Source organism: Citrobacter sp. Awk 4 (assembly GCF_028069725.1).
Classification (GTDB): domain Bacteria; phylum Pseudomonadota; class Gammaproteobacteria; order Enterobacterales; family Enterobacteriaceae; genus Citrobacter_D.
On sequence record NZ_JANEWG010000065.1, the window covers coordinates 1 to 23575 of the forward strand.

Genomic DNA, 23575 nt, shown 5'->3' on the forward strand with positions numbered 1-23575 from the left:
AAACAAATACCAATCGACTTAACAAATAACCACCTACAATGACAGTCGCTATATACACATCCACCACAAACCCCCTAACAAATAAATTAATACTTGTTAATTGATAACGTTTTTTGTCGATATGAGCGACGGTCCTCAAGTGTAAATACAAAATATTATGGCTTTCTTAATTTAGCAACAATAAACACTCACAATAAATTCAGAAAAACCATATAATTAACAATGTTATTTGTTTTAATTTTTAATATAATCTCTGAGTAATAATAACCAAATAAATCACTACTTATTAAAAATATAATAAATTATTATACCTCCTTTGGTTTTTAATTGTGTCATTATAATTGCCGCCGGCGGCAATTACTGGCATATGTACATGTCAAAAAAGACAGCCGGGGGCAAAACACCGCGAAATACCTAATATAGCTGCGCCTAATACCGCTACACTTTTGCCAGGCCATGTTTTCCTCCCGGGAATGGGCTGACGCTTTCCATAAAACGACGAACTTTTCTCAGTAGCTGCCACATCGTTCGGCACTGATGATTGCGGGTTATCGTATCGTGAAGCGCCTGCCATAGACGCTCAACATGGTTCACCCACGGCGAGTAAACTGGCTGATAAATCACGCTGAACTTCGGGTTCGATTTCAACCACCGCTGGGTTTCACGGCTTTTGTGGATAATGTAGTTGTCTACGATCAGCGTGATGGTTTTTGCCCGCCGGTAAGTGGCTTTAAGGTGCTTCAGCAGACTGATAAACAGCACCGGGCTTTTGCTGTTGCCACCTACGTAGCTGACTTTACCCGTTCCACTGTGCAGTGCTCCGGCCAGGTAGTATTTTTCATTCTGTCCCGGCGTTATCACGCGTTTTTGCTGTCCGCGCAGTTGCCAGTCCGCACCAATTTTGGGATTGAGGTGGATATCGACCTCATCTTCATAAAAGACCGGATGTTCTGCACTGCATTCGTCCAGTGCTTTATGTATTGCGGCCATTTTTTCATCTTTATGTGGGTCACGGATACGCAGCGTTGGCGCTGCTCTGCACCATACAACCCCGGCTGATGGCAGCCAGCGCAGAACGGTTCCGGCGTGTAACTGGCATCCGGTTATCTCGTTGATTTTTATTGCCAGTAGCTCAGTACTCCAGCGAGAACGTTGATAACCAAAATCACCGGGGGAATGCTTTATCAGTTCACATAGCAAGGTACAGATATGCTCAAAAGGCCAGCGCCGGGACCGCGCCCCACGGGTAAGGATTTCAGGCCCTCAACACCTGACAGTGTAAACCAGTTAATACAGCGACCAATGGATGAACGGGTGCAACAGAGCGTTCTGGCAACGTCGCTGACACGGTCACCCCGGTGCAACATCAGCATGGCAGTCAGCCTGCTGGCATGATTTTTATCACGAGTTTGTGTATCGCTTTCTGCATCAGGCGTCGTTCTGTACGGGGTATTGGTGCTATGATCGACATCGCTCAGTCCGGTTGGTGATTTGTGATGTTTGGCGATTGATCAGATCGCACAATCCGGGCTGAGTTCCCTCAAAGTGATCTACTATTCCGCGCAGCTATTTAGCATACAACTTTATTGTCATTCACCAGTCAGATTCTGTGCGCAGGCCCAGGCGCTTGACCACGCCCACTGGAAATTATACCCGCCCAGCCAGCCGGTCACGTCCATCACTTCCCCAATAAAGTAAAGGCCTGGCACCTTACGCGCTTCCATCGTACGGGAGGAAAGCTCATGGGTATCAACGCCGCCCAGCGTGACTTCCGCCGTACGATATCCTTCAGTGCCGTTAGGCTGTACGCGCCATTCCGTTAACGTCTCCACCAGCAGTTGTTGGTCACGTACGTTGAGCTGCTTCAGAGAAAGCTCGGGGATTTGCCCTAACGCTTGCAGACATTCAATCAGACGTTTCGGCAACTGCATCGCCAGGGTGTTTTTCAGGCTCTGATTCGGGTGCGCGCTACGCTGCTCATTAAGGAAAGCGTCCAGGCAGATATCCGGTAATAAATTAATGCTGACAAATTCTCCGGGCTGCCAAAAACTCGAAATTTGTAAAACAGCCGGACCTGAAAGCCCCCGGTGCGTAAAGAGCAGATTTTCACGAAATACCGTGCCATCCTGCGCCGTTATAACCGAAGAAACGGAAACGCCCGACAGTACCTGAAGCTGTTCCAGCAACGGTTTATGCAACGTAAAAGGAACAAGACCCGCGCGCGTTGGCAGTACATTCAGGCCAAACTGTTCGGCAATTTTATAACCAAACGGCGTTGCTCCCAGGCCTGGCATCGAGAGTCCGCCGCTGGCAATCACCAGATTTGGCGCGCTGACCGTCATACCGTTCAGTTCAAGAGTGTAACCCTCATCGTCACGGGAAACGCTGAGCACTTCACTGCGCAACCGCAGGGTGACGCCGCCTTTCTCGCATTCCGCCACCAGCATGTCGACAATTTGTTGGGCAGAATCGTCGCAAAATAGCTGGCCGAGCGTTTTCTCATGCCAGGCAATTCCGTGTTTACCGACCAGATCGATAAAGTCCCACTGGGTATAGCGCGCCAACGCTGATTTACAGAAATGAGGGTTTTGACTTAAATACGCCGCGGGTTCCACATAAAGATTAGTAAAGTTACAGCGTCCCCCGCCGGACATGAGGATTTTACGTCCCGGCTTTTTACCATTATCAATGAGCAACACGCGGTTACCCCGTTGCCCTGCCTGTGCAGCGCAGAACATACCCGCCGCGCCAGCGCCTATAATAACGGTATCAAACCTATCCACTTTGCGATCCTCTCTTCAATCTGGGCGTGAATTGTAAAGTTTCCTCAGTGACCGTACCAGCGACAAGATCGTGAAAAACAAGTATTTATTTGAAATCTATAAGATAATTCTTTAGTGGGGGAAAACTATTCAGGAGACAAATCAAAAAAAGTCTATATTTCACTTTGCCCGCGTCGCCAAAGTCCCTGATAATGCGCCGCGTTCATGTCCTCAAAATGGCGTAACGTCCTATGCTACATTTGTTTGCTGGCCTGGATTTGCATACCGGGCTTTTACTATTGCTTGCTCTGGCTTTTGTGCTGTTCTACGAAGCGATTAACGGCTTCCACGATACGGCAAACGCAGTCGCAACCGTGATTTATACCCGCGCAATGCGTTCGCAACTCGCGGTTATCATGGCGGCGGTCTTCAACTTCTTTGGTGTTTTGCTGGGCGGTCTCAGCGTAGCGTATGCCATTGTGCATATGTTGCCAACGGATCTGCTGCTTAACATGGGTTCCTCACATGGCCTCGCCATGGTGTTCTCCATGCTTCTGGCGGCAATTATCTGGAACCTGGGTACCTGGTACTTTGGTCTTCCGGCCTCCAGTTCTCACACACTGATTGGCGCCATCATTGGTATTGGTTTAACCAATGCTTTGATGACCGGCACATCGGTAGTGGATGCACTTAACATACCGAAAGTTATCAACATTTTCGGTTCTTTGATTATTTCCCCCATTGTCGGCCTGGTGTTTGCTGGCGGTCTGATCTTTTTGCTGCGTCGCTACTGGAGCGGCACCAAAAAACGGGCGCGTATTCACCTGACCCCCGCGGAACGTGAAAAGAAAGACGGCAAGAAAAAGCCGCCATTCTGGACGCGTATCGCTCTTATTCTGTCTGCTATCGGCGTTGCATTCTCGCATGGCGCTAACGATGGACAGAAAGGCATTGGTCTGGTGATGCTGGTTCTGATTGGCGTGGCGCCTGCGGGCTTCGTGGTCAATATGAACGCTTCCGGCTATGAAATCACCCGTACCCGTGACGCCATTAACAACGTCGAAACTTACTTCCAGCAGCATCCTGATCTGCTGAAAAAAGTGACCGGCGTCGATCAGCAGATTCCGTCCCCGGAAGCCGCGACAACGACACCAACGGAGTTCCACTGCCACCCGGCAAACACCCTGAATGCGCTCGATCGTGCGAAGGGTATGCTGGGAAATCTGGAAACTTACGACAAGTTAAGCGTCGAGCAACGTGGTCAGTTGCGTCGCATTATGCTGTGCATCTCTGACACCACCGATAAAGTGGTGAAGCTGCCTGGCGTAAGCGCTGACGACAAGCGCCTGCTGAAGAAACTGAAAACCGATATGCTGAGTACCATTGAGTACGCACCGGTCTGGATTATCATGGCTGTCGCACTGGCGTTGGGCCTTGGTACGATGATCGGCTGGCGTCGCGTGGCAACCACTATCGGCGAGAAGATCGGTAAGAAAGGCATGACGTATGCGCAAGGGATGTCCGCGCAAATGACTGCCGCTGTGTCTATCGGTCTGGCGAGTTACACCGGTATGCCTGTTTCTACCACCCACGTACTCTCTTCCTCCGTTGCGGGGACGATGGTCGTCGACGGCGGTGGTCTGCAGCGTAAAACGGTCACCAGCATTCTGATGGCCTGGGTCTTTACTCTGCCTGCGGCGATTGTGCTTTCCGGGGGGCTGTACTGGCTCTCCCTGAAACTGATCTAAGCCAGTTAGTCTGTAAAAAAAGCGGGTCCAGGAAACTGGCCCGCTTTTTTTTGCCTGTGCGATACGTCCAAATGGCTCAATGCCAAATCACCAACCCGACCATACTGATAATCACCAGACCGCATAATGCGCTGGTGAGGATGAACTGGCCGCGAACACGTTCACAACGGCGAATAAATTCATCATCGTGATGATCCCGATAGCGTTGGGCATAGATATACCACACCAGACGCATTTGCTTGTTGGGTTGGCCATGCGAGGTAAAAAAACCACCTCCATCTACATATTGGTAGAGCAATGGATCGCAACCACGGAGTACCACTAACAGTGCACGTAATGACGAGAAATAACGCGCCATATTTACAATGCAAACGACACATAACGCCCAGAATAATGCGACGGTGCTTATCATACCACCTCCCCGGCGACACGCCCTCGGAGCTCCTCTCCGGGGCAATCGCTCCCCGATACCCTGCCAGACAGTTCAGTGAAAAAGTCCTACCAAGCCATGATGAGGATATTCTGCATCCAAACGGCTCTTTAAATATTGTAGGAGATCAGTTAATTTTTTTGCCAGAAGGTTAACCGCTATCAATGCATTTAACAGAAAAATTTGTTTAACTGGTTGGCAACCAAGGCGGATTGACGGATTATCCAGGTCGCTATAATGTAAGGATAGTCTAAACAATCCATCTTCACGGCTGGGCTAGCCCCGCGCATATTGTTCGCAGGACGCGGGTGACGCGACGGCAAAGAAACGCTAGCTGGCTAGTCATCGACAACTTTATGGAAGGAGTAACACTATGGCTTACAAACACATTCTTATCGCGGTTGATCTTTCCCCGGAAAGCAAAGTTCTGGTAGAGAAAGCGGTTTCTATGGCGCGTCCCTATAACGCGAAAGTCTCCCTCATCCACGTAGACGTGAACTACTCTGACCTGTACACCGGGCTTATCGACGTCAATCTCGGCGATATGCAGAAACGCATTTCTGAAGAAACCCACCATGCGCTGACCGAGCTGTCCAGCAATGCGGGCTACCCGATCACTGAAACGCTGAGCGGTAGCGGCGATCTGGGCCAGGTGCTGGTTGATGCGATCAAGAAATACGACATGGATCTGGTCGTCTGCGGTCACCACCAGGACTTCTGGAGCAAGCTGATGTCTTCCGCACGCCAGTTGATCAACACCGTTCACGTTGACATGTTGATTGTTCCACTGCGTGACGAAGAAGAATAAGAGTTCTGCACCGGACGCCTGATCCGGTAAACCGTCGACCATATCGCTCATCGCGCCCGCTTATGCGGGCGTTTTTATTTCTGTTTATTTAAATGGTTAGTACATCACTCCATTCTACAAATCATAAATAGTGTGATCATCTAGTTAGATCGAAATCATTCAATATAATAACCTATGCATTCGGTTAATGACCGCAGTCTATAACAGAGTCAGACTTTTTCGGCGCGTTTTAGCATACGCGTTCATACTTTTCAGGATGGCATTGAAAGGCGAAGGAATATGAATACAACTGCACCTACGGGCTTGCTGCAGCAACCTCGTCCGTTCTTCATGATCTTTTTTGTAGAATTATGGGAACGATTTGGCTATTACGGCGTTCAGGGTATCCTGGCGGTCTTTTTTGTTAAACAGCTTGGCTTCTCTCAGGAACAGGCGTTCATCACCTTTGGCGCGTTTGCCGCCCTGGTGTATGGCCTGATTTCTATTGGCGGTTACGTTGGCGATCACCTGTTGGGAACCAAACGTACGCTGGTGCTCGGCGCAATCGTCCTGGCGCTGGGCTACTTCATGACCGGGATGTCACTGCTCAAACCCGACCTGATATTTATTGCACTTGGTACCATTGCCGTCGGTAACGGATTGTTTAAGGCGAACCCGGCAAGTCTATTGTCTAAATGCTATCCGCCGAAGGATGCCCGTCTTGATGGCGCCTTCACCCTGTTTTATATGTCGATTAACATCGGTTCCCTGCTGTCGCTATCGCTGGCGCCAGTGATTGCCGAAAAATTTGGTTATGCCGTCACCTACAACCTGTGCGGCGCGGGTCTGATCGTCGCTCTGCTGGTCTATTTCGCCTGCCGTGGCATGGTGAAAGATATCGGTTCAGAGCCCGACCACAAACCGTTGAGTTTGCGTAACCTGCTGTATGTATTAGTCGGTACTGTGGCGATGGTGTTCCTGTGCGCCTGGCTGATGCACAACGTCAAAATCGCCAACCTGGTGCTGATCGTATTGTCGATTATCGTCACGATTATCTTCTTCCGCGAAGCGTTCAAACTGGATAAAACCGGGCGCAACAAGATGTTTGTCGCCTTTATTCTGATGCTGGAAGCGGTGCTGTTTTATATTCTGTACGCACAGATGCCGACCTCGCTCAACTTCTTTGCTATCAACAACGTACACCATGAGATCCTCGGCATCACCATTAACCCTGTTAGCTTCCAGGCGCTGAACCCATTCTGGGTAGTGCTCGCCAGTCCGGTACTGGCGGCTATCTACACCCGTCTGGGGAACAAAGGTAAAGACCTGACCATGCCGATGAAATTTACGCTCGGTATGTTCTTGTGTGCGCTGGGCTTTCTGACCGCCGCCGCGGCGGGGATGTGGTTTGCCGATGCACAGGGGCTGACGTCACCGTGGTTTATCGTGCTGGTTTATCTGTTCCAGAGTCTGGGCGAGCTGCTGATTAGCGCCCTGGGGCTGGCTATGGTTGCCGCGCTGGTCCCTCAACACCTGATGGGCTTTATCCTTGGGATGTGGTTCCTGACGCAGGCTGCAGCGTTCCTGATGGGGGGATATGTGGCAACATTCACTGCCGTACCGGAGAACATTACCGATCCGTTGCAAACGCTGCCCATCTACACCAACGTGTTCAGCAAAATCGGGCTGGTGACACTGACCGTCACAATCGTGATGGCAATGATGGTGCCGTGGCTAAACCGGATGATCAACACACCAGATAGCAGCAAATAACGACCATAACCTCAGTCAGCCCACGCTGGCTGAGGTTAACTTTTCCGCGCGGCAATCCACTCCTGAACGTCAACCACAAAAGTCTCCGGCGGTTTTACCGGTATTAAGATGGCGGATCTTGCATGTTGCCGGATCGCGTGATCTGGCCTACAACGAGCACTGTGCTGTAGGCCTGATAAGCGCAGCGCCATCAGGCAATCAGTTACTCTGCCAACGCCGTCCCCGCATAAATATCAAACCGGTGCCCTTTGGTGACTACCGCGTTGGGAGTCGCGACATCTGCAAGCGGCGGCGCGTAGTCTGGTCGTTTCACCACCACCCGTTTCGTCGCCAGTTGTCGTGCGGGTTCCAGCAACCCGTCGGCGTCTAAATCCGGCCCCACCAACGACTGAAACACGCGCATCTCTTTTTTCACCAGCGCGCTTTTCTGCTTGTGCGGAAACATCGGGTCGAGATAAACCACCTGCGGGCGTGGGGTGATGTCGGTCAACGCCGTCAGGCTGGAGGCATGAATCAACTGCAAACGCGCCTGCAACCATGAGCCGATTTCCGGGTCGGTATAGCCACGCGCCAGACCATCATCAAGCAGCGCCGCCACAACCGGATTTCGTTCCAGCATCCGCACACGGCAACCCACCGACGCCAGCACGAAGGCATCACGACCCAGTCCTGCCGTGGCATCCACCACATCCGGCAAATAATCACCTTTAATACCGACCGCTTTCGCGACTGCTTCGCCACGACCGCCGCCAAATTTGCGCCGGTGCGCCATCGCCCCGCCGACAAAATCCACGAAAATGCCGCCAAGCTTTGGTTCATCGCGCTTACGCAATTCCAGATGTTCCGTGGTCAGCACTAGCGCCATCAGATTATCGTCATCGTGTTCCAACCCCCAGCGGGCGGCAAGAACAGATAAGGCGCCCTCTCCGGCGCCCGTTTCATCAATTAAGCAGATTTTCACTTCCGCTTTACCCTAAATAATTCGAGTTGCATCAAGGCAACAAGGGAATAAATCCCTGGGAACGTACAATGAGTACGCTCCCCAGGTGAATGAGTGCAGTTGCCGAAGAGGCAGCTTGAAGTACGACGGGTAAATTAACCTTTGATTCCGTAATGCTCCAGCATCGCGTCCAGCTGCGGTTCGCGGCCGCGGAAGCGTTTGAACAGCTCCATCGGCTCTTCAGAACCCCCACGGGTCAGAATGTTATCGAGGAACGACTGCCCGGTATCGCGGTTGAAAATCCCCTCTTCTTCGAAGCGGGAGAAAGCATCGGCCGCCAGGACATCAGCCCACAGGTAGCTGTAATAGCCCGCCGCATACCCACCGGCAAAGATGTGGCTGAATGCATGCGGGAAGCGGCCCCATGATGGGCCCGGCACCACAGCAACCTGTTTCTTGATTTCTGCCAGCGTATCAAGGATTTTCGCCCCTTGTTCTGGGCTAAATTCGGCATGCAGACGGAAGTCGAACAGACCGAACTCCAGCTGACGCAGAATAAACAGCGCCGCCTGGTAGTTTTTCGCCGCCAGCATTTTATCCAGCAGTGCTTTCGGCAACGGTTCGCCAGTCTCATAGTGACCGGAAATAAACGCCAGCGCATCCGGCTCCCAGCACCAGTTTTCCATAAACTGGCTCGGCAGTTCGACCGCATCCCACGGCACACCGTTGATGCCAGAAACCCCAGCGGTTTCAATGCGGGTCAGCATATGGTGCAGTCCATGACCGAACTCGTGGAACAGCGTGATCACTTCGTCGTGCGTGAACAGCGCCGGTTTGCCGTTGACCGGACGGTTGAAGTTACAGGTCAGGTAAGCGACCGGCTTTTGCAGCGAGCCGTCGGCTTTACGCATCTGACCCACGCAGTCATCCATCCATGCCCCGCCGCGCTTGTTTTCACGGGCGTACAGGTCGAGATAGAAACTGCCGCGCAGTTCGTTGTTTTCGTCGTAAAGCTCGAAGAAGCGCACTTCCGGATGCCACACATCCATATCCGTACGCTCTTTCGCGGTAATGCCATAAATACGCTTAACAACCTCAAACAGGCCGTTAACCGCTTTGTTTTCCGGGAAGTATGGACGCAGTTGCTCGTCGCTGATGCTGTACAGATGCTGCTTCTGTTTTTCGCTGTAGTAAGCGATATCCCACGGCTGTAGATCGTCAACGCCAAACTCCGCTTTTGCGAAAGCGCGCAGTTGCGCCAGCTCTTTCTCACCCTGCGGACGGGCACGTTTCGCCAGATCGGTTAAGAAATCGAGCACCTGCTGCGGGTTTTCCGCCATTTTGGTGGCCAGCGATTTAAAGGCGTAGCTGTCAAAGCCCAGCAGTTGTGCCAGTTCATGACGCAGGGCGAGGATCTCCTCCATCACCGGGCTGTTGTCCCATTTGCCCGCATTCGGCCCCTGATCGGAGGCGCGGGTCACATAGGCTCGATACATCTCTTCACGCAACGCCTGGTTGTCGCAATAGGTCATCACCGGCAGATAGCTCGGGATATCCAGTGTCAGCAGATACCCTTCCTGCTCTTTCGCTTCGGCCTGGGCAATGGCTGCGGCCAGCGCGCTTTCCGGCATCCCGGCAAGCGTGGACTCATCCGTCACTAACTTCGTCCAGCCCATCGTGGCGTCAAGGACGTTGTTGCTATACAGGTTTCCGAGTTCAGACAGACGGGTGGCAATTTCACCGTAGCGCTGCTGTTTTTCTTTCGGCAAACCAATACCAGAGAGTTCAAAATCACGCAGCGCGTTATCCACGGCTTTTTTCTGCGCGGTGGAGAGCGTGGCGTAGTGATCGCCGTCGCGCAGGTCGCGATACGCCTGGTACAACCCTTCGTGCTGCCCAACCCAGGTGCTGTACTCAGAGAGCAGCGGCAGGGTTTGCTCGTACGCTTCACGCAGTTCCGGGCTATTTTTCACCGAGTTCAGGTGACTTACCGGCGAGAAAATACGGCCCAGCACATCATCCACTTCCGCCAGCGGTTGGCATAAGTTTTCCCAGGTGTACGGTGCGCCCTGCGCTACCACACGTTCCACATTTTCACGGCAGTCGTTCAGCGCCTTAGTGACGGCGGGAACCACATGTTCGGGCTGAATTTTGGAAAACGGCGGCAGTTCGAAGGGAGTCAGTAAAGGATTCGTCATATGCACAGTCCTGGTTAAAAAGGGGAAACGAAACGCGTAAACGCGTTTTCGCCGGAAGGCAGTTGGCACCTTATCCAGCGCGTAATACTCAGTAGCATGGGGTTAAGTGTAGTGAATTTCAATGCTGTGCGTTGTCCTTTCGCGGCGAGGGTGACTTTTCTGTATACTGTGCCGATATGCTTTTTTGTTGCCCGGCAGCGCACAGCTTTTGGGTCTACGCCTACACACTGGAACTCCTTTACCCATGCTCAGTTATCGCCACAGCTATCACGCTGGCAACCACGCCGACGTCCTTAAACACACCGTTCAGAGCCTGATCATTGAGTCGCTCAAAGAGAAAGAAAAACCGTTTCTCTATCTGGACACCCATGCGGGCGCTGGCCGGTATCAACTGAGTGGCGAGCATGCCGAGCGCACCGGCGAGTATCTGGAAGGTATCGCACGCATCTGGCAGCAGGATGATTTACCGGCTGAACTGGAGCCGTATATCTCCGTTGTGCAGCATTTTAACCGCAGCGGTCAGCTGCGTTATTACCCGGGCTCGCCGCTGATTGCCCGCCAGTTGCTGCGTGAGCAAGACAGCCTGCAACTGACCGAACTGCACCCGAGCGATTTCCCCCTGCTGCGCTCTGAGTTTCAGAAAGATGAACGCGCCCGTGTGGCACGCGCCGACGGCTATCAACAGCTGAAAGCAAAATTACCGCCGGTTTCCCGTCGCGGGCTGATCCTCATTGACCCACCTTATGAAATGAAAACGGACTATCAGGCCGTCGTCAGCGGGATCAGCGAAGGATATAAACGTTTTGCCACCGGCACCTACGCGCTGTGGTATCCGGTTGTCCTGCGTGCGCAAATCAAACGCATGCTCAAAGAGCTGGAAGCCACCGGCATTCGCCGTATTCTGCAAATTGAACTGGCCGTCCGCCCGGACAGCGATCAACGTGGGATGACGGCATCCGGCATGATTGTTATCAACCCGCCGTGGAAGCTGGAACAACAGATGAATGCCGTGCTGCCGTGGCTGCACAGCAAGCTGGTTCCGGCAGGCACCGGTCATACCTCGGTAAACTGGGTAGTGCCAGAGTAATCACAGCCATCGGTGGAACCTTTTAAGTCTCGCGCTACAATCGCAGCAATCAACGATTAAGGACAAAAGTCATGACCAAACACTATGATTACATCGCTATCGGCGGCGGCAGCGGTGGTATCGCCTCCATTAACCGCGCAGCTATGTACGGCCAGAAATGTGCGCTGATTGAAGCCAAAGAGTTAGGCGGCACCTGCGTAAACGTCGGCTGTGTACCGAAGAAAGTGATGTGGCATGCCGCGCAGATTCGCGAAGCGATCCACCTGTATGGCCCGGACTACGGCTTTGACACCACGATCAACGCGTTCAACTGGGACACGTTAATCGCCAGTCGTAGCGCCTACATCGACCGTATCCACACCTCGTACGACAACGTGCTGGGCAAAAATAAAGTTGATGTGATCAAAGGCTTTGCCCGCTTCGTTGATGCGAAAACCATTGAAGTGAATGGCGAAACGATCACTGCCGACCACATTCTGATTGCCACCGGCGGTCGCCCGAGCCACCCGGACATTCCGGGCGTCGAATACGGTATCGACTCTGACGGCTTCTTCGAACTGCCAGCGCTGCCGGAACGCGTTGCGGTCGTTGGGGCAGGTTATATCGCGGTTGAACTGGCGGGTGTGATCAACGGTCTGGGCGCGAAAACGCATCTGTTTGTGCGTAAACACGCGCCGCTGCGCAGCTTTGACCCGATGATCACCGAGACGCTGGTCGAAGTAATGAATGCGGAAGGCCCAGAGCTTCACACCAACGCCATCCCGAAAGCGGTGGTCAAGAATGCCGACGGTAGCCTGACGCTACAACTGGAAGACGGTCGCAGCGAAACCGTTGATTGCCTGATTTGGGCCATCGGCCGTGAACCAGCAACCGACAACGTCAATCTGGCGGTAACGGGCGTGAAAACCAATGAAAAAGGTTACATCGTCGTCGATAAATTCCAGAACACGAACGTAAATGGCATTTACGCGGTAGGCGATAACACCGGTGCCGTAGAGCTGACGCCAGTGGCAGTTGCGGCGGGCCGTCGTCTCTCTGAGCGTTTGTTTAACAACAAACCAAACGAGCATCTGGACTACAGCAACATCCCGACCGTGGTCTTCAGCCATCCGCCGATTGGCACCGTGGGTCTGACCGAACCCCAGGCGCGCGAACAGTATGGCGACGATCAGGTAAAAGTGTATAAATCGTCATTTACCGCGATGTACACGGCGGTGACCTCTCACCGTCAGCCGTGCCGCATGAAGCTGGTCTGCGTAGGGCCGGAAGAGAAGATTGTCGGTATCCACGGCATCGGTTTCGGTATGGATGAAATGCTGCAAGGCTTTGCGGTAGCGCTGAAAATGGGTGCAACCAAAAAAGACTTCGACAACACTGTCGCCATCCACCCGACCGCGTCCGAAGAATTCGTTACTATGCGTTAATCGGCGATAAATGCCTGATGATGGCCTACAGTTTGCCATATCCTGTAGGCCAGATAAACGTAGCACCATCAGGTACTTATTTTATTTCCCCTGCATATACGGCGTATATACCCCGGTCTGACTCTCGAGGAAAGCAACGATATCATCGATATCTTCCTGCGGGATTTCTTTACCCACCTGATAACGCAACATCAGTTTCACCGCCCCATCCATCGTCGGGACATCGCCCCGGTGGAAGTACGGCGCAGTGAGCGCAACGTTACGCAAGCTTGGGACTTTCTGACGCAGTTTATCGCGCATTTCATTGGTGACGTTCATACGCCCAATATCCGCTGCGGTAATCTCGCCAAAATTAAAGTCCTTCTTCAGACCTAACGGTTCGAAGGATCGTCCACCCAGGATAATACCGCCGTGACAGGTGGCGCACTTGTTATCCTTAAACAGCTGATAACCATGCTTCTGCTGGGCCGTCAGCGCGTTTTCATCCCCGCGCAGCCAGTTATCAAACGCGGAATTCGGCGTAATCAGCGTTTTCTCAAACTCGGCAATCGCATCGGTAATTGTGTCGCCACTGAACCCTTGTGGATAGACCGCCAGGAACTGCTGTTTAAGCACAGGATCTTTATCGAGTTTGCCAATGATCTCGTCCCAGGATTTCGACGCCATTTCAATCGGGTTCAACGGCGGCCCACCCGCCTGTGCCTGAAGCGTTGGCGCACGACCATCCCAGAACTGTTCAACGTTAAACACCGAGTTGAACACCGTCGGTGCGTTGATTGGCCCAACCGCGCCGCCCACACCTTTCGACGTTTTTCTGCCGTCCACCCCACCGGCATTCAAGGCATGGCAGTGCGCGCAAGAAATCGTACTGTCGCCAGACAAACGCGGATCGTGGTAAAGCGTAAAACCCAGCGCCACTTTCTGAGCGTCGGTTGGCAAGGCTTTCGGGATCGGCTGTACAGGTTCATTACGATGCTGTGGGGCCGTGTCGTTACTGGCGTAATACTGTTCACGCTGTTTGGCAACCCAGGCCATTATCTGCTCCCGTTCCGTATCACTCACCTTTCCGGCCCAGTGCAGCGCGGTATAACGCGTCGGCGGCATGGTGTCATACTGCATCACCCATTCAATCTTATTGAGATCGCTTTGTGAGACGGGTTTATCCGCCACCAGCGCAGCGCGAACGGCTTCAAGGTTGAAGGATTTATAGCCCAGTTGAATATCGTAATTCATCAACTGTTTAGCGACGGGAAAAGAGGAATAAAAAGGTAATTCAGCAGAAGGGGTATGACAATAATCGCATCCCTTTTCACGCAAGAATCCCAAAACCTTATTATTTTCTTCCAGCGAAGAAGCTTGAACGGAAACGTCCTGACTTCGTTGATTATCGTGATACCAGACGTAACCGGATAATCCTAAATAACAAATAACGATGCCGGCTATGGCAATCGCGGTAAGACGGGTAATGATTTTCATTATTTTACCCTCACGGTTGTAAGTTGTTGTGACCCAGAAAATCGGTAAAAGTGGGCGTCCTGAAAGGACCTTGCCATGATAGGAAATGCTTAAGTGACGAGTTTGATAAGTATCAAGCAATTACATGGGCGGTAACTATCGATGAGATAGCTTTCCCCTATTACGTGTAGGGTTTTTATTATTCACAAAGTGTTGCAATCGAATGTTCCGAAAATAAGCACTGCGTAAAAAGAGGGGAATGAAAAATAATCGCTAACGATCAGTACGTTATTTTAATAATTCACGTAATACTGGATGAATAAACGTGAACCACCGCACACTTTGCACCCTATTCACCGAAGCGAATGTCTACGCTTAAAAAACAGCCGGGCAACACCCGTATCTTTTACGACGCAATCCGGAGGTCCTTCTCATTATGCTCAACCAGAAACTGCAACACGTTCCATCCGACGAAATGACGATCGAGGTTGATCTGATTTATGAAACGGATCCGCACGAGTTAAAGCTGGATGAAATGATCGAGGCAGAGCCGGAACCCGAGATGATTGAGGGGCTTCCCGCCTCCGACGCGCTTACGCCAGCCGATCGTTACCTCGAACTGTTCGAGCATGTGCAATCCGCCCGAATCTTTGCCGACAGCAAAACCTTCCCGGACTGCGCGCCGAAGATGGATCCGCTCGATATCCTGATTCGATACCGTAAAGTCAGACGACACCGGGATTTCAACCTGCGACAGTTTGTTGAAAACCACTTCTGGCTGCCAGATGTTTCTTCCACGGAATATGTCTCTAACCCAGAAAACTCGCTGAAAGAGCATATCGACCAGCTCTGGCCCGTGCTGACGCGCGAGCCGCAGGACCACATTCCGTGGTCTTCGCTACTGGCATTACCGCAGTCCTACATCGTACCGGGCGGGCGATTCAGCGAAACCTACTACTGGGATTCCTATTTCACCATGCTGGGGCTGGCGGAAAGCGGTCGCGGTGATCTCCTGAAATGTATGGCGGACAATTTCGCCTGGATGATTGAGAACTACGGCCATATTCCGAACGGCAACCGCACCTACTATCTGAGCCGCTCGCAGCCGCCGGTGTTTGCCCTGATGGTCGAACTGTTCGAAGAAGATGGCGTACGCGGCGCACGGCGCTACCTCGACCATCTGAAAATGGAGTACGCATTCTGGATGGACGGCGCGGAATCACTGGTGCTCAATCAGGCGTATCGCCACGTCGTCCGGATGCCTGACGGTTCGCTGCTCAACCGTTACTGGGACGATCGCGACACGCCGCGTGACGAGTCGTGGCTGGAGGATGTGGAAACCGCCAAACATTCCGGTCGCCCTCCCAATGAGGTGTATCGCGATCTGCGTGCCGGTGCGGCTTCCGGCTGGGATTACTCATCCCGCTGGCTGCGTGATACCGGGCGCCTGGCAAGTATTCGCACCACCCAGTTTATCCCGGTCGATCTCAACGCCTTTTTGTTCAAACTGGAGAGCGCTATTGCCAATATTTCTGCGCTGAAAGGCGACCGGGACACCGAGGCCCTTTTTCGCCAGAAGGCAAGCGACCGTCGTGCCGCCGTGAACCGTTACCTGTGGGATGACGAAAATGGCTGCTATCGGGACTACGACTGGCGACGCGAACAGATGGCCCTGTTCTCCGCCGCCAGCATTGTGCCTCTGTATGTCGGTATGGCGACGCATGAACAGGCCGATCGCCTGAGCAGCGCGGTTCGCAGCCGCTTACTGACGCCCGGTGGAATTATGGCGACCGAATACGAAACCGGCGAACAGTGGGATAAACCCAACGGCTGGGCACCGCTACAGTGGATGGCTATCCAGGGGTTCAAGATGTATGGCGATGATGTCCTCGGTGACGAGATCGCACGGAGCTGGCTACAAACGGTGAACCATTTTTACCAGCAGCATCATAAGCTTATTGAAAAATACCATATCGCGGGCGGCACGCCGCGTGAAGGCGGCGGCGGCGAATACCCGTTACAGGATGGGTTTGGCTGGACCAACGGCGTGGTGCGTCGCCTGATTGGGTTATATGGGGAGCCGTAACTCCCCTGCTAATTATCACCCTGGATTGCTTCTGGTTTCGGTTAGACCGACCAGTTTAGGTGATGCGATTAGCTACGTTAACACGTCGGATTCGATGATCTTCATAAACCATCTTATCGACTCTGATCATTTCTGGCTTGAATTGTGAAGAACTTATTTTCGTATAATTATTTATTTAAATATTGATTTGATGAATTTATTCTGTTCCTGAAAATGATATAAGGCAATTCAGCTGAGATATCCCCCTGCGTTTAATCTCTTTTAGGTGTAAGCTTTCCAGTCAGGAATAACGTCTTGAGGGATTGAGAAAATGAATTATCCGTATCCTAACTCTATTAGTTGGCCGGAAACGCATGAAGGCGGGATAAGGCGGTTAAGGCTGGGAGAGATTAATCTCGCCAGCTCGCTCTATGGCTCCAGTATTCGCTATAATTTAGTCTGGATTCACTTAGAAAGCTACCTCCCATTTGACCTCCAAAACCCCCGGCAGGCAATGAGTCCAAACGGTGAAATGTGGTTTAGGTCTGAGCTATACCAGAAAGATTTTTCGTTAGTCGGGGTCTATTATCAGCATCTATTTCTTCATGAAATGATGCATGTCTGGCAGCACCAGCGCGGGATGATGGTCAGGACTCGCGGGCTTTTCTCTTGGGCGGCTGATTATAGCTACCACCTCGATAAATCATCTTTACTTGATTACAGTCTGGAACAACAAGCGAGTATCGTTAGTGATTATTGGGTACTCGTTCATCACGGCTTTAATCAGTCCCCTGCCATTATTCAGTATTGCGATTATGATCCGTCCGTACCTGAGCATCTGTTGATCGAGCAGTATAAGAAAGTGTTAGGAGGATTCCCGACATGTTGAAAAAGTTAGTCATTATTCCCGCTATGCTCATTCTTGCCGGTTGCCCCAGCAGTAATCATGAAGGCGCAGAGATCGGGCTTTCACGGTGGATAAACATTGATCAGGAAAGGGTATGCTATAGCCTGGATAAAAACGACGTTTTAACTACATATAACCTCTCGTCCAATGAAGATAATTACAAACTAATTATTGCTTCTGATACGCGTAGGCCTGTTACGCTCTCATACCCTGATACATGCTTTAATCTCAAGCTAAATAAAGGTTATCAGTACAGCACTCTTTATAAAATAAATGGTAAGCAGTATCACTATGAGTTTTTTATAGATAATAATTTTAATGTTGTGGGCAAATAAGAATAAAAGGAGTATCACATCCAGTTTATTTCTTTATGATAAAAACGAGATGCTCTTAAACGGCGAAGGGCTTGACAATGAAGGCCACGCTGACTTTTTCATGCAGCTCAACAAAACGTGAGAAACCGGTGGTCCGGCAGACCAGACATTTGATTCGGTTTCTCAGAATCAGATTGTTACGATCAGTATGCTGAGTAAATATTTTATCGGTCAGATGCTTATCTTTAGGGACGTCTTTGGCATAAGGTCCCTAAATAGCTATTTAGCCACGAATCTCCTCATAAATGGCGGTCTGAATCTTCAGCCATTTCTTGTTGTCCGCGCTGGGTTCGGCGCGGGCGCGTAATGTCGCCTGCTCTGCTTCATGCTTTTGGCGCGCCACGACCGCAGGCACCGAGCAAAAACGTTGCAGATACAAAGCGTGTTCGGCGCTCAGCGACGCGCCGTTCGACATGGCGTGACCCAGGGTGTTGATAAACCGCCGACAGGGTTTAGGCTCATCCATCTGCGAGGGGTAGCGGAGCAACAACTGTAGCACTTCAGTATTTCCCAAAGAGAAAGCCTGCTCGGTCCAGGCTAACTGCCAGTTCATCCCGCCCTGTAAAAACAGGGTTGTGACACGGGTGTCGTTCCTGTCGATAGCCGCACGCATGTTAAAAGCATCCCAGGTGATCCCCTTCTGCGTGATGCTCTCCCGCGGGGAAGGGGCTTCCCGTTTCGGCTCATTCTTCACGATCGCAACGCCCGGTGCCGTTGGCGGTTCCTGCGAAGTGTATAACCAGATTCCGCCCCCCAGTATCGCCAGCACCATGACACCGACGGCGCCCCACAGAGTGCCGGAGATCAGCTGTTCCCGCTCTTCAGCGCTACGTTGCGGCCGCTTGCGCGGGGGTTCTATCGTTTCACCGATCTCTTGCTGCTCGCCACCCGCCTGGCGATGGATATGCCGCGCACGCTCCCAGTACTGTTCCAGTGGCGCGTCATCGACAATCAGCAGCGAGGCGGGGTTCACCCGCACACGCCCGCGCTCAAATGCCCGCTGTACCGGACGAGTAATATGCTGATACTGGCAGGAGAGCAGCGTCAACTGTGCCGCCGTGAGCGGTTCTCCGGCAATCACGGCGTTACGCGCCTGTCGACAGTCGTCGAGGAATTGCCGTAGCGTCGCACGGGGTTCAACAAACAGCGTCAGTACCGAGGTATCGTTAAACACCCCGGCGTAGTGGCGAGCGAAGCTCTTTTTATCGACCACCATCAGCGCCAGCTCACTAAAACACATCCCACTGAGCGCCTCCTGGCCGTCCCCCTGTTTAATCCAGCGCCTGAGTCGATCGGCGCCAAAGTGCTGCTTTAAATACGCATTCAAAGACTGGCTGTCCGGCCATACCTGCGCCACCAGTCCTTTTAAAACCAGCTCAATGGCGCGAAGCTGGCGCTCTGCACGCCGTTGTTGGCTTTCATCGCTCGCGTCTACGTCAGTGAGATACGTTAGCAGCGGCTGGCACTGGCGCAGCTGTTCCAGCGCGGTGACGAAACGCAGCGCGGCAATCAGCTGATTTTCACTCACGTCTTGACCGCTTTCATATTGCGGTACGCATTGCTGAAGATGGCGCAACCGCAGGGTAAACTGACTGAGTTGCGCGTCATTCATATGCAGCCGTTTTGCGACGGCGTTCCAGCCACCGAGGTTCAAACGGGCCTGATCCAATTGCTCGAGAAACCAGCGCGGATCTTTCCCCTCGGAGGCATGGACCCCTAACAACAGCAAAATGTCTACCGATGCATGGCGGATAATACCCAGACAGTGCTCAAAGGTGGCGCGTGTCGTCTGTAAAACGCTGATCGTCATTATCGTCCTTAATATAAAAACACCCTTCTGGGGTAACACCGTGAGTTTAAAACCGAGATATCCGGGGCGACCACCGGGTTTGGCGTCCCTCCGGGAACCCAATCCCGGTGTTTCCCCTCATTCATTGGCTTAAGTGAACGGTGTTACCTCCAGGGGAGTTAGTAATATTCATTTTAATTATCTGTTTTTATAGATATAACAAGTTAAACATATATAACAGTGACCACGACGTGAACATTGAGAAAATTATTCGGAGGTAAGTTTGTGCCCGTATTGAAAACCTCTCGCCTGACCTGTCGGCCGATTGAACCCGCCGACTGGCCCTTTTTTCTCTCGCTACAGCAACATCCTGACGTGATGCGCTATGTCGCCGATGCGCGTAGCGAAGCAGACATTCGCGAGGCGTTTGACTCCCGATTGCCCGAATGGCAACCAGGCAGTCCGCACTGGCTGTGTCTGATCCTTTGTGACAACGAAACAGGCAAACCGCTCGGCATCAACGGTTATATTCATCGTGGTCAAGATTGCGCCGAAGTCGGGTTCCTGCTGGCTCCCGAGGCCCAGGGGAAAGGCTATGGGACGGAGTCTTTACGCGCCGTCTGCGACTATGCCTTTTCCGCCGGTGGCCTGCGGCGGCTGACAGCCTGCGTCACCGCAGGCAATCAGGCCTCTCGCCAGTTGCTGGAGAAAACAGGATTTGTGCTGGAAGGGACGCTGCGTGAAAGCTATTGGCTACAGCAACGCTGGCAGGATGACTGGCTTTTTGGCTTGTTAAAGCATGAGTGGCGTTGATGTTCACTCGCCGCTGCTAATCCGGCGGGCAATCCCACCCGCCGGATCGCATCCCACGTTTACAGGAACATGCCGCCTGACACTTCAATCCGCTGCGCCGTCATCCACCCCAGTTCATCACTGAGCAATGCGGCAATGGCATCACCAATATCCTCCGGTAAACCGGCGCGTCCCAACGCAGTTTGCGACGCAACGTAGGCGTTCACCTCCTGGTTATCCCGCACTCTGCCGCCGCCAAAATCGGTCTCAATAGCGCCAGGCGCAATACTGTTCACCGTTATCCCACGCTCTCCCAACTCTTTGGCCTGATAGCGCGTCAGCACTTCCATCGCCCCTTTCATGGAGGCGTAGGCGGCATACCCCGGCAGGGCAAAACGGGACAGCCCCGTTGAGACATTCAGGATCCGTCCGCCATTTTTAATCATCGGTAACAGGCGCTGGGTCAGGAAGAAAGGTCCTTTAAAATGGATGTTCATTAATTCATCAAACATTTCTTCTGGCGTGCCTGCAAACAAGGCATACCGGCCGATACCGGCATTGTTCACTAAATAATCAAACGTCTCACGATTCCAGACACTTTTCAGCTGTGTTTTGACGTCGCGGGTGAATGTCGCAAAACTGGCAATATCACTGACGTTCAGTTGTATTGCCACCGCTTTCCTCCCTTTTCGCTCAATTTCAGCGACAACATCCAGAGCCGCCTGCTGCTGGCTATTCCAGGTAAAAATAATATCCGTTCCCTTGTCCGCCAACTTCAACGCCGCGTTTTTACCCAGTCCACGGCTGCCGCCGGTCACTAATGCGATACGTTGTGTCATAAGAAACCTCATTTCAGGTGTTGTGAAGATTGAGAAAGAGCTTATTAGGTGATAGAAAAACAATAAATATAGCCAGATACGCATCACTGTTTCACACAGAACAACACCAGGCGGTCGGGATGGATAAAATTCACGCAATGCAATTGTTCATCCGCGTCGCGGAACTGGAGAGCTTTTCGCGCGCCGCCGAGACATCCGGCCTTCCTAAAGGTAGCGTATCTCGCCAGATTCAGGCGCTGGAGAACCTGCTCGGAACACAGCTACTGCACCGGACTACCCGACGCGTTCAGCTTACGCAAGACGGTATGGTCTATTACGAACGCGCCAAAGACCTGTTGAGCAATCTTGATGAGCTGGACGGTCTGTTTCAGCACGACCCCAAAAGCATCAGCGGTAAACTGCGTGTTGATATGCCGGTGAGCGTCGCCAAAAACCTGGTCATGCCGCAGCTCCCTCAATTTTTGCATCAGTATCCGGGGATTGAACTGGAGCTCAGCAGCAGCGACCGCCTGGTCGATTTAATTCGCGAGGGCTTTGACTGCGTCGTGCGCATTGGCGCGCTGAAAGATTCTGGATTAATCGCTCGCCCGCTGGGTAAGCTGTCGGTCATTAATTGCGCCAGCCCGCAGTATCTGGCGCGTTTTGGCTATCCAGAGAGTCTGGACGATCTGGCCTCACATGCGGTGGTGCACTACTCACTGAATCTGGGAACCCGACCGCAGGGTTTTGAAGTCGCAACGACTAATGGCACGCAGTGGATTAAAACAGGCGGCATATTAACGGTGAACAGCACCGAGACTTATCATGCGGCTTGCCTGGCGGGTCTGGGTATCATTCAGGTACCGCGCGTTGGGGTGCGTGATGCGCTGCGTGCAGGCACGCTCATTGAAGTGTTACCGCAATATCGCGCCGACGCTATGCCGGTTTCACTGCTGTACCCACACCGTCGCAACCTTTCCCGCCGGGTTCATCTGTTTATGGAGTGGTTAACTGGTGTGATGAAAAGCTATGTGGATTAGCGACTGGTCGCACTTTTCGGGAAGTCGCCCAGAGAGGCTATACTAACCCGATTGCAGACAAAAAAAGGACTATCGACCTGATGATGCAGGAAAATGACGTAAAACGCCCGAATCAGGAACAGGAGCACGACCCGATTCAAACAGTAGAAACTGCCGCGCGTGAAGCGTCAGAGAAAAGCGGCAAAGCCCGCAAGACGCTGAAAACTGTCACCACAACAGCGCAAAAGATCCAACGCCAGCCCGTGATTGCCCATCTGATCCGCGCAGCAGAACGTTTTAATGACCGGCTGGGAAACCAGTTCGGCGCAGCCATCACCTACTTCTCGTTTCTGTCGATGATCCCCATTCTGATGGTGTCGTTCGCCGCAGCCGGTTTTATTCTCGCGTCGCACCCCACGCTGCTCCAGGATATCTTCGAAAAAATTCTGCAAAATGTCAGCGATCCCACCTTAGCCGCTACGCTGAAAAGCACGATCAATACCGCCGTCCAGCAGCGTACCACCGTCGGTCTGGTCGGTCTGGGGATTGCGCTTTATTCCGGCATCAACTGGATGGGGAACCTGCGGGAAGCAATTCGCGCCCAGTCGCGGGACGTGTGGGAACGTACACCGCAGGATCAGGAAAAAATCTGGATAAAATACCTGCGTGACTTTATCTCCCTGATTGGCCTGCTGGCAGCGTTGATCGTCACCCTCTCCATCACCTCCATCTCCGGGTCTGCCCAGCAGATGATCATTTCGGCGCTGTATCTCGACAGTATTGAATGGCTGAAACCCGCCTGGCGGTTGATCGGACTGGCCATTTCAATCTTTGCCAACTATCTGTTGTTCTTCTGGATTTTCTGGCGATTACCGCGCCATCGCCCGCGCAAAAAAGCGCTGTTCCGTGGCACATTGATTGCCGCTATCGGCTTTGAAGTCATCAAAATCATCATGACGTGGACACTGCCCGCGTTGGTGAAATCCCCTTCCGGCGCGGCATTTGGCTCGGTGCTGGGTTTGATGGCGTTCTTCTATTTCTTCGCCCGCCTGACGCTCTTCTGCGCGGCCTGGATTGCCACTGCGCAATACAAAGACGATCCACGGATGCCGGGCAAAACGCACTGATAAATCATTCACAGGGCTGATGAAAAACAAAAAATATCAGCCCTGGTCAGCATTTCAGGATATAAATCCAGTCCTTAACT

Annotated in this window: 18 protein-coding genes and 3 pseudogenes; 12 read left to right on the forward strand and 9 right to left on the reverse strand. The window is 52.4% G+C overall.

Annotated features, from left to right (window positions below; all coding sequences use genetic code 11):
- Positions 1–334: 334 nt before the first annotated feature.
- Positions 335–417 (forward strand): annotated as a pseudogene (locus tag NNO04_RS22930) (hypothetical protein); the annotation flags it as partial.
- A 21-nt stretch (positions 418–438) separates the two neighbouring features.
- Here the strand turns inward: NNO04_RS22930 and NNO04_RS19900 are convergent.
- Positions 439–1471, reverse strand: a pseudogene (locus NNO04_RS19900) (IS630 family transposase).
- 118 nt (positions 1472–1589) lie between these two features.
- Complete coding sequence (locus NNO04_RS19905) at positions 1590–2783, reverse strand: NAD(P)/FAD-dependent oxidoreductase (protein ID WP_271446124.1); 1194 nt, start codon at positions 2781–2783, stop codon at positions 1590–1592.
- Between the two features lie 230 nt (positions 2784–3013).
- On the opposite strand from NNO04_RS19905, the gene pitA reads away from it, so the two are divergent.
- Entirely contained in the window at positions 3014–4510 is a 1497-nt protein-coding gene (gene pitA / locus NNO04_RS19910) for an inorganic phosphate transporter PitA (protein WP_271446125.1), read from the forward strand.
- 76 nt (positions 4511–4586) lie between these two features.
- Here the strand turns inward: pitA and uspB are convergent, their stop codons facing one another.
- Positions 4587–4922 carry a universal stress protein UspB gene (gene uspB / locus NNO04_RS19915; RefSeq protein ID WP_162383686.1) on the reverse strand — a complete coding sequence of 112 codons (336 nt, stop codon included), beginning with the start codon at positions 4920–4922 and terminating at the stop codon, positions 4587–4589.
- 391 nt (positions 4923–5313) lie between these two features.
- Between uspB and uspA the strand changes: the two genes are divergently transcribed.
- Positions 5314–5748, forward strand: coding sequence for a universal stress protein UspA (uspA, locus tag NNO04_RS19920; protein WP_125400568.1), 435 nt, complete (start codon positions 5314–5316; stop codon positions 5746–5748).
- 279 nt (positions 5749–6027) lie between these two features.
- Entirely contained in the window at positions 6028–7500 is a 1473-nt protein-coding gene (gene dtpB, locus NNO04_RS19925; protein WP_271446126.1) for a dipeptide/tripeptide permease DtpB, read from the forward strand.
- 202 nt (positions 7501–7702) lie between these two features.
- Here the strand turns inward: dtpB and rsmJ are convergent, their stop codons facing one another.
- Positions 7703–8461: a 16S rRNA (guanine(1516)-N(2))-methyltransferase RsmJ gene (gene rsmJ, locus NNO04_RS19930; protein WP_271446127.1), complete on the reverse strand. Its 759-nt coding sequence runs from the start codon at positions 8459–8461 to the stop codon at positions 7703–7705.
- Positions 8462–8595: 134 nt separating this feature from the next.
- Positions 8596–10638, reverse strand: a complete 2043-nt coding sequence (prlC, locus tag NNO04_RS19935; RefSeq protein ID WP_271446128.1) for an oligopeptidase A — start codon at positions 10636–10638, stop codon at positions 8596–8598.
- A 244-nt stretch (positions 10639–10882) separates the two neighbouring features.
- Between prlC and NNO04_RS19940 the strand changes: the two genes are divergently transcribed.
- Positions 10883–11725 carry a 23S rRNA (adenine(2030)-N(6))-methyltransferase RlmJ gene (locus NNO04_RS19940; RefSeq protein WP_271446129.1) on the forward strand — a complete coding sequence of 281 codons (843 nt, stop codon included), beginning with the start codon at positions 10883–10885 and terminating at the stop codon, positions 11723–11725.
- A 71-nt stretch (positions 11726–11796) separates the two neighbouring features.
- Complete coding sequence (gene gorA / locus NNO04_RS19945) at positions 11797–13149, forward strand: glutathione-disulfide reductase (RefSeq protein ID WP_271446130.1); 1353 nt, start codon at positions 11797–11799, stop codon at positions 13147–13149.
- 81 nt (positions 13150–13230) lie between these two features.
- Here the strand turns inward: gorA and NNO04_RS19950 are convergent, their stop codons facing one another.
- On the reverse strand, positions 13231–14625 hold the full coding sequence (locus tag NNO04_RS19950) for a cytochrome-c peroxidase (RefSeq protein WP_271446131.1): 1395 nt from the start codon (positions 14623–14625) through the stop codon (positions 13231–13233).
- 415 nt (positions 14626–15040) lie between these two features.
- Here NNO04_RS19950 and NNO04_RS19955 point away from each other — a divergent pair, with 415 nt between their 5' ends.
- The 3 genes from NNO04_RS19955 (at position 15041) to NNO04_RS19965 (ending at position 17911) form a co-directional block, all read left to right on the forward strand.
- The gene (locus tag NNO04_RS19955; protein WP_271446132.1) at positions 15041–16690 is read left to right on the forward strand and encodes an alpha,alpha-trehalase; all 1650 of its coding nucleotides are present in this window, start codon (positions 15041–15043) and stop codon (positions 16688–16690) included.
- A 310-nt stretch (positions 16691–17000) separates the two neighbouring features.
- Positions 17001–17558, forward strand: a complete 558-nt coding sequence (locus NNO04_RS19960; RefSeq protein ID WP_271446133.1) for a type IV secretion protein Rhs — start codon at positions 17001–17003, stop codon at positions 17556–17558.
- The gene (locus NNO04_RS19965; RefSeq protein WP_271446134.1) at positions 17552–17911 is read left to right on the forward strand and encodes a putative T6SS immunity periplasmic lipoprotein; all 360 of its coding nucleotides are present in this window, start codon (positions 17552–17554) and stop codon (positions 17909–17911) included. Before NNO04_RS19960 ends, NNO04_RS19965 begins: the two co-directional genes overlap by 7 nt.
- A gap of 55 nt (positions 17912–17966) precedes the next feature.
- Here the strand turns inward: NNO04_RS19965 and NNO04_RS19970 are convergent.
- Positions 17967–18161, reverse strand: a pseudogene (locus tag NNO04_RS19970) (IS1 family transposase); the annotation flags it as partial.
- A 12-nt stretch (positions 18162–18173) separates the two neighbouring features.
- Positions 18174–19760, reverse strand: a complete 1587-nt coding sequence (locus NNO04_RS19975) for an STY4199 family HEPN domain-containing protein (protein ID WP_271446135.1) — start codon at positions 19758–19760, stop codon at positions 18174–18176.
- A gap of 264 nt (positions 19761–20024) precedes the next feature.
- Between NNO04_RS19975 and NNO04_RS19980 the strand changes: the two genes are divergently transcribed.
- A complete protein-coding gene (locus NNO04_RS19980; protein WP_271446136.1) occupies positions 20025–20552 on the forward strand; it encodes a GNAT family N-acetyltransferase in 528 nt (175 codons plus the stop codon).
- 59 nt (positions 20553–20611) lie between these two features.
- On the opposite strand, the gene NNO04_RS19985 is transcribed toward NNO04_RS19980, so the two are convergent.
- Entirely contained in the window at positions 20612–21370 is a 759-nt protein-coding gene (locus NNO04_RS19985; protein WP_271446137.1) for an SDR family NAD(P)-dependent oxidoreductase, read from the reverse strand.
- Between the two features lie 119 nt (positions 21371–21489).
- On the opposite strand from NNO04_RS19985, the gene NNO04_RS19990 reads away from it, so the two are divergent.
- Positions 21490–22389, forward strand: a complete 900-nt coding sequence (locus tag NNO04_RS19990) for a LysR family transcriptional regulator (protein ID WP_271446138.1) — start codon at positions 21490–21492, stop codon at positions 22387–22389.
- Positions 22390–22469: 80 nt separating this feature from the next.
- The gene (gene yhjD / locus NNO04_RS19995) at positions 22470–23495 is read left to right on the forward strand and encodes an inner membrane protein YhjD (protein ID WP_271446139.1); all 1026 of its coding nucleotides are present in this window, start codon (positions 22470–22472) and stop codon (positions 23493–23495) included.
- Positions 23496–23575 lie beyond the last annotated feature (80 nt).

What these genes read in the sequence shown, in the direction of transcription:
- pitA (WP_271446125.1), top strand. Translation starts at nt 3,014, where the DNA reads ATGCTACATTTGTTTGCTGGCCTGGATTTGCATACCGGGCTTTTACTA.
- uspB (WP_162383686.1), bottom strand. Translation starts at nt 4,922, where the DNA reads ATGATAAGCACCGTCGCATTATTCTGGGCGTTATGTGTCGTTTGCATT.
- uspA (WP_125400568.1), top strand. Translation starts at nt 5,314, where the DNA reads ATGGCTTACAAACACATTCTTATCGCGGTTGATCTTTCCCCGGAAAGC.
- dtpB (WP_271446126.1), top strand. Translation starts at nt 6,028, where the DNA reads ATGAATACAACTGCACCTACGGGCTTGCTGCAGCAACCTCGTCCGTTC.
- prlC (WP_271446128.1), bottom strand. Translation starts at nt 10,638, where the DNA reads ATGACGAATCCTTTACTGACTCCCTTCGAACTGCCGCCGTTTTCCAAA.
- NNO04_RS19940 (WP_271446129.1), top strand. Translation starts at nt 10,883, where the DNA reads ATGCTCAGTTATCGCCACAGCTATCACGCTGGCAACCACGCCGACGTC.
- gorA (WP_271446130.1), top strand. Translation starts at nt 11,797, where the DNA reads ATGACCAAACACTATGATTACATCGCTATCGGCGGCGGCAGCGGTGGT.
- NNO04_RS19950 (WP_271446131.1), bottom strand. Translation starts at nt 14,625, where the DNA reads ATGAAAATCATTACCCGTCTTACCGCGATTGCCATAGCCGGCATCGTT.
- NNO04_RS19955 (WP_271446132.1), top strand. Translation starts at nt 15,041, where the DNA reads ATGCTCAACCAGAAACTGCAACACGTTCCATCCGACGAAATGACGATC.
- NNO04_RS19960 (WP_271446133.1), top strand. Translation starts at nt 17,001, where the DNA reads ATGAATTATCCGTATCCTAACTCTATTAGTTGGCCGGAAACGCATGAA.
- NNO04_RS19965 (WP_271446134.1), top strand. Translation starts at nt 17,552, where the DNA reads ATGTTGAAAAAGTTAGTCATTATTCCCGCTATGCTCATTCTTGCCGGT.
- NNO04_RS19975 (WP_271446135.1), bottom strand. Translation starts at nt 19,760, where the DNA reads ATGACGATCAGCGTTTTACAGACGACACGCGCCACCTTTGAGCACTGT.
- NNO04_RS19985 (WP_271446137.1), bottom strand. Translation starts at nt 21,370, where the DNA reads ATGACACAACGTATCGCATTAGTGACCGGCGGCAGCCGTGGACTGGGT.
- NNO04_RS19990 (WP_271446138.1), top strand. Translation starts at nt 21,490, where the DNA reads ATGGATAAAATTCACGCAATGCAATTGTTCATCCGCGTCGCGGAACTG.
- yhjD (WP_271446139.1), top strand. Translation starts at nt 22,470, where the DNA reads ATGATGCAGGAAAATGACGTAAAACGCCCGAATCAGGAACAGGAGCAC.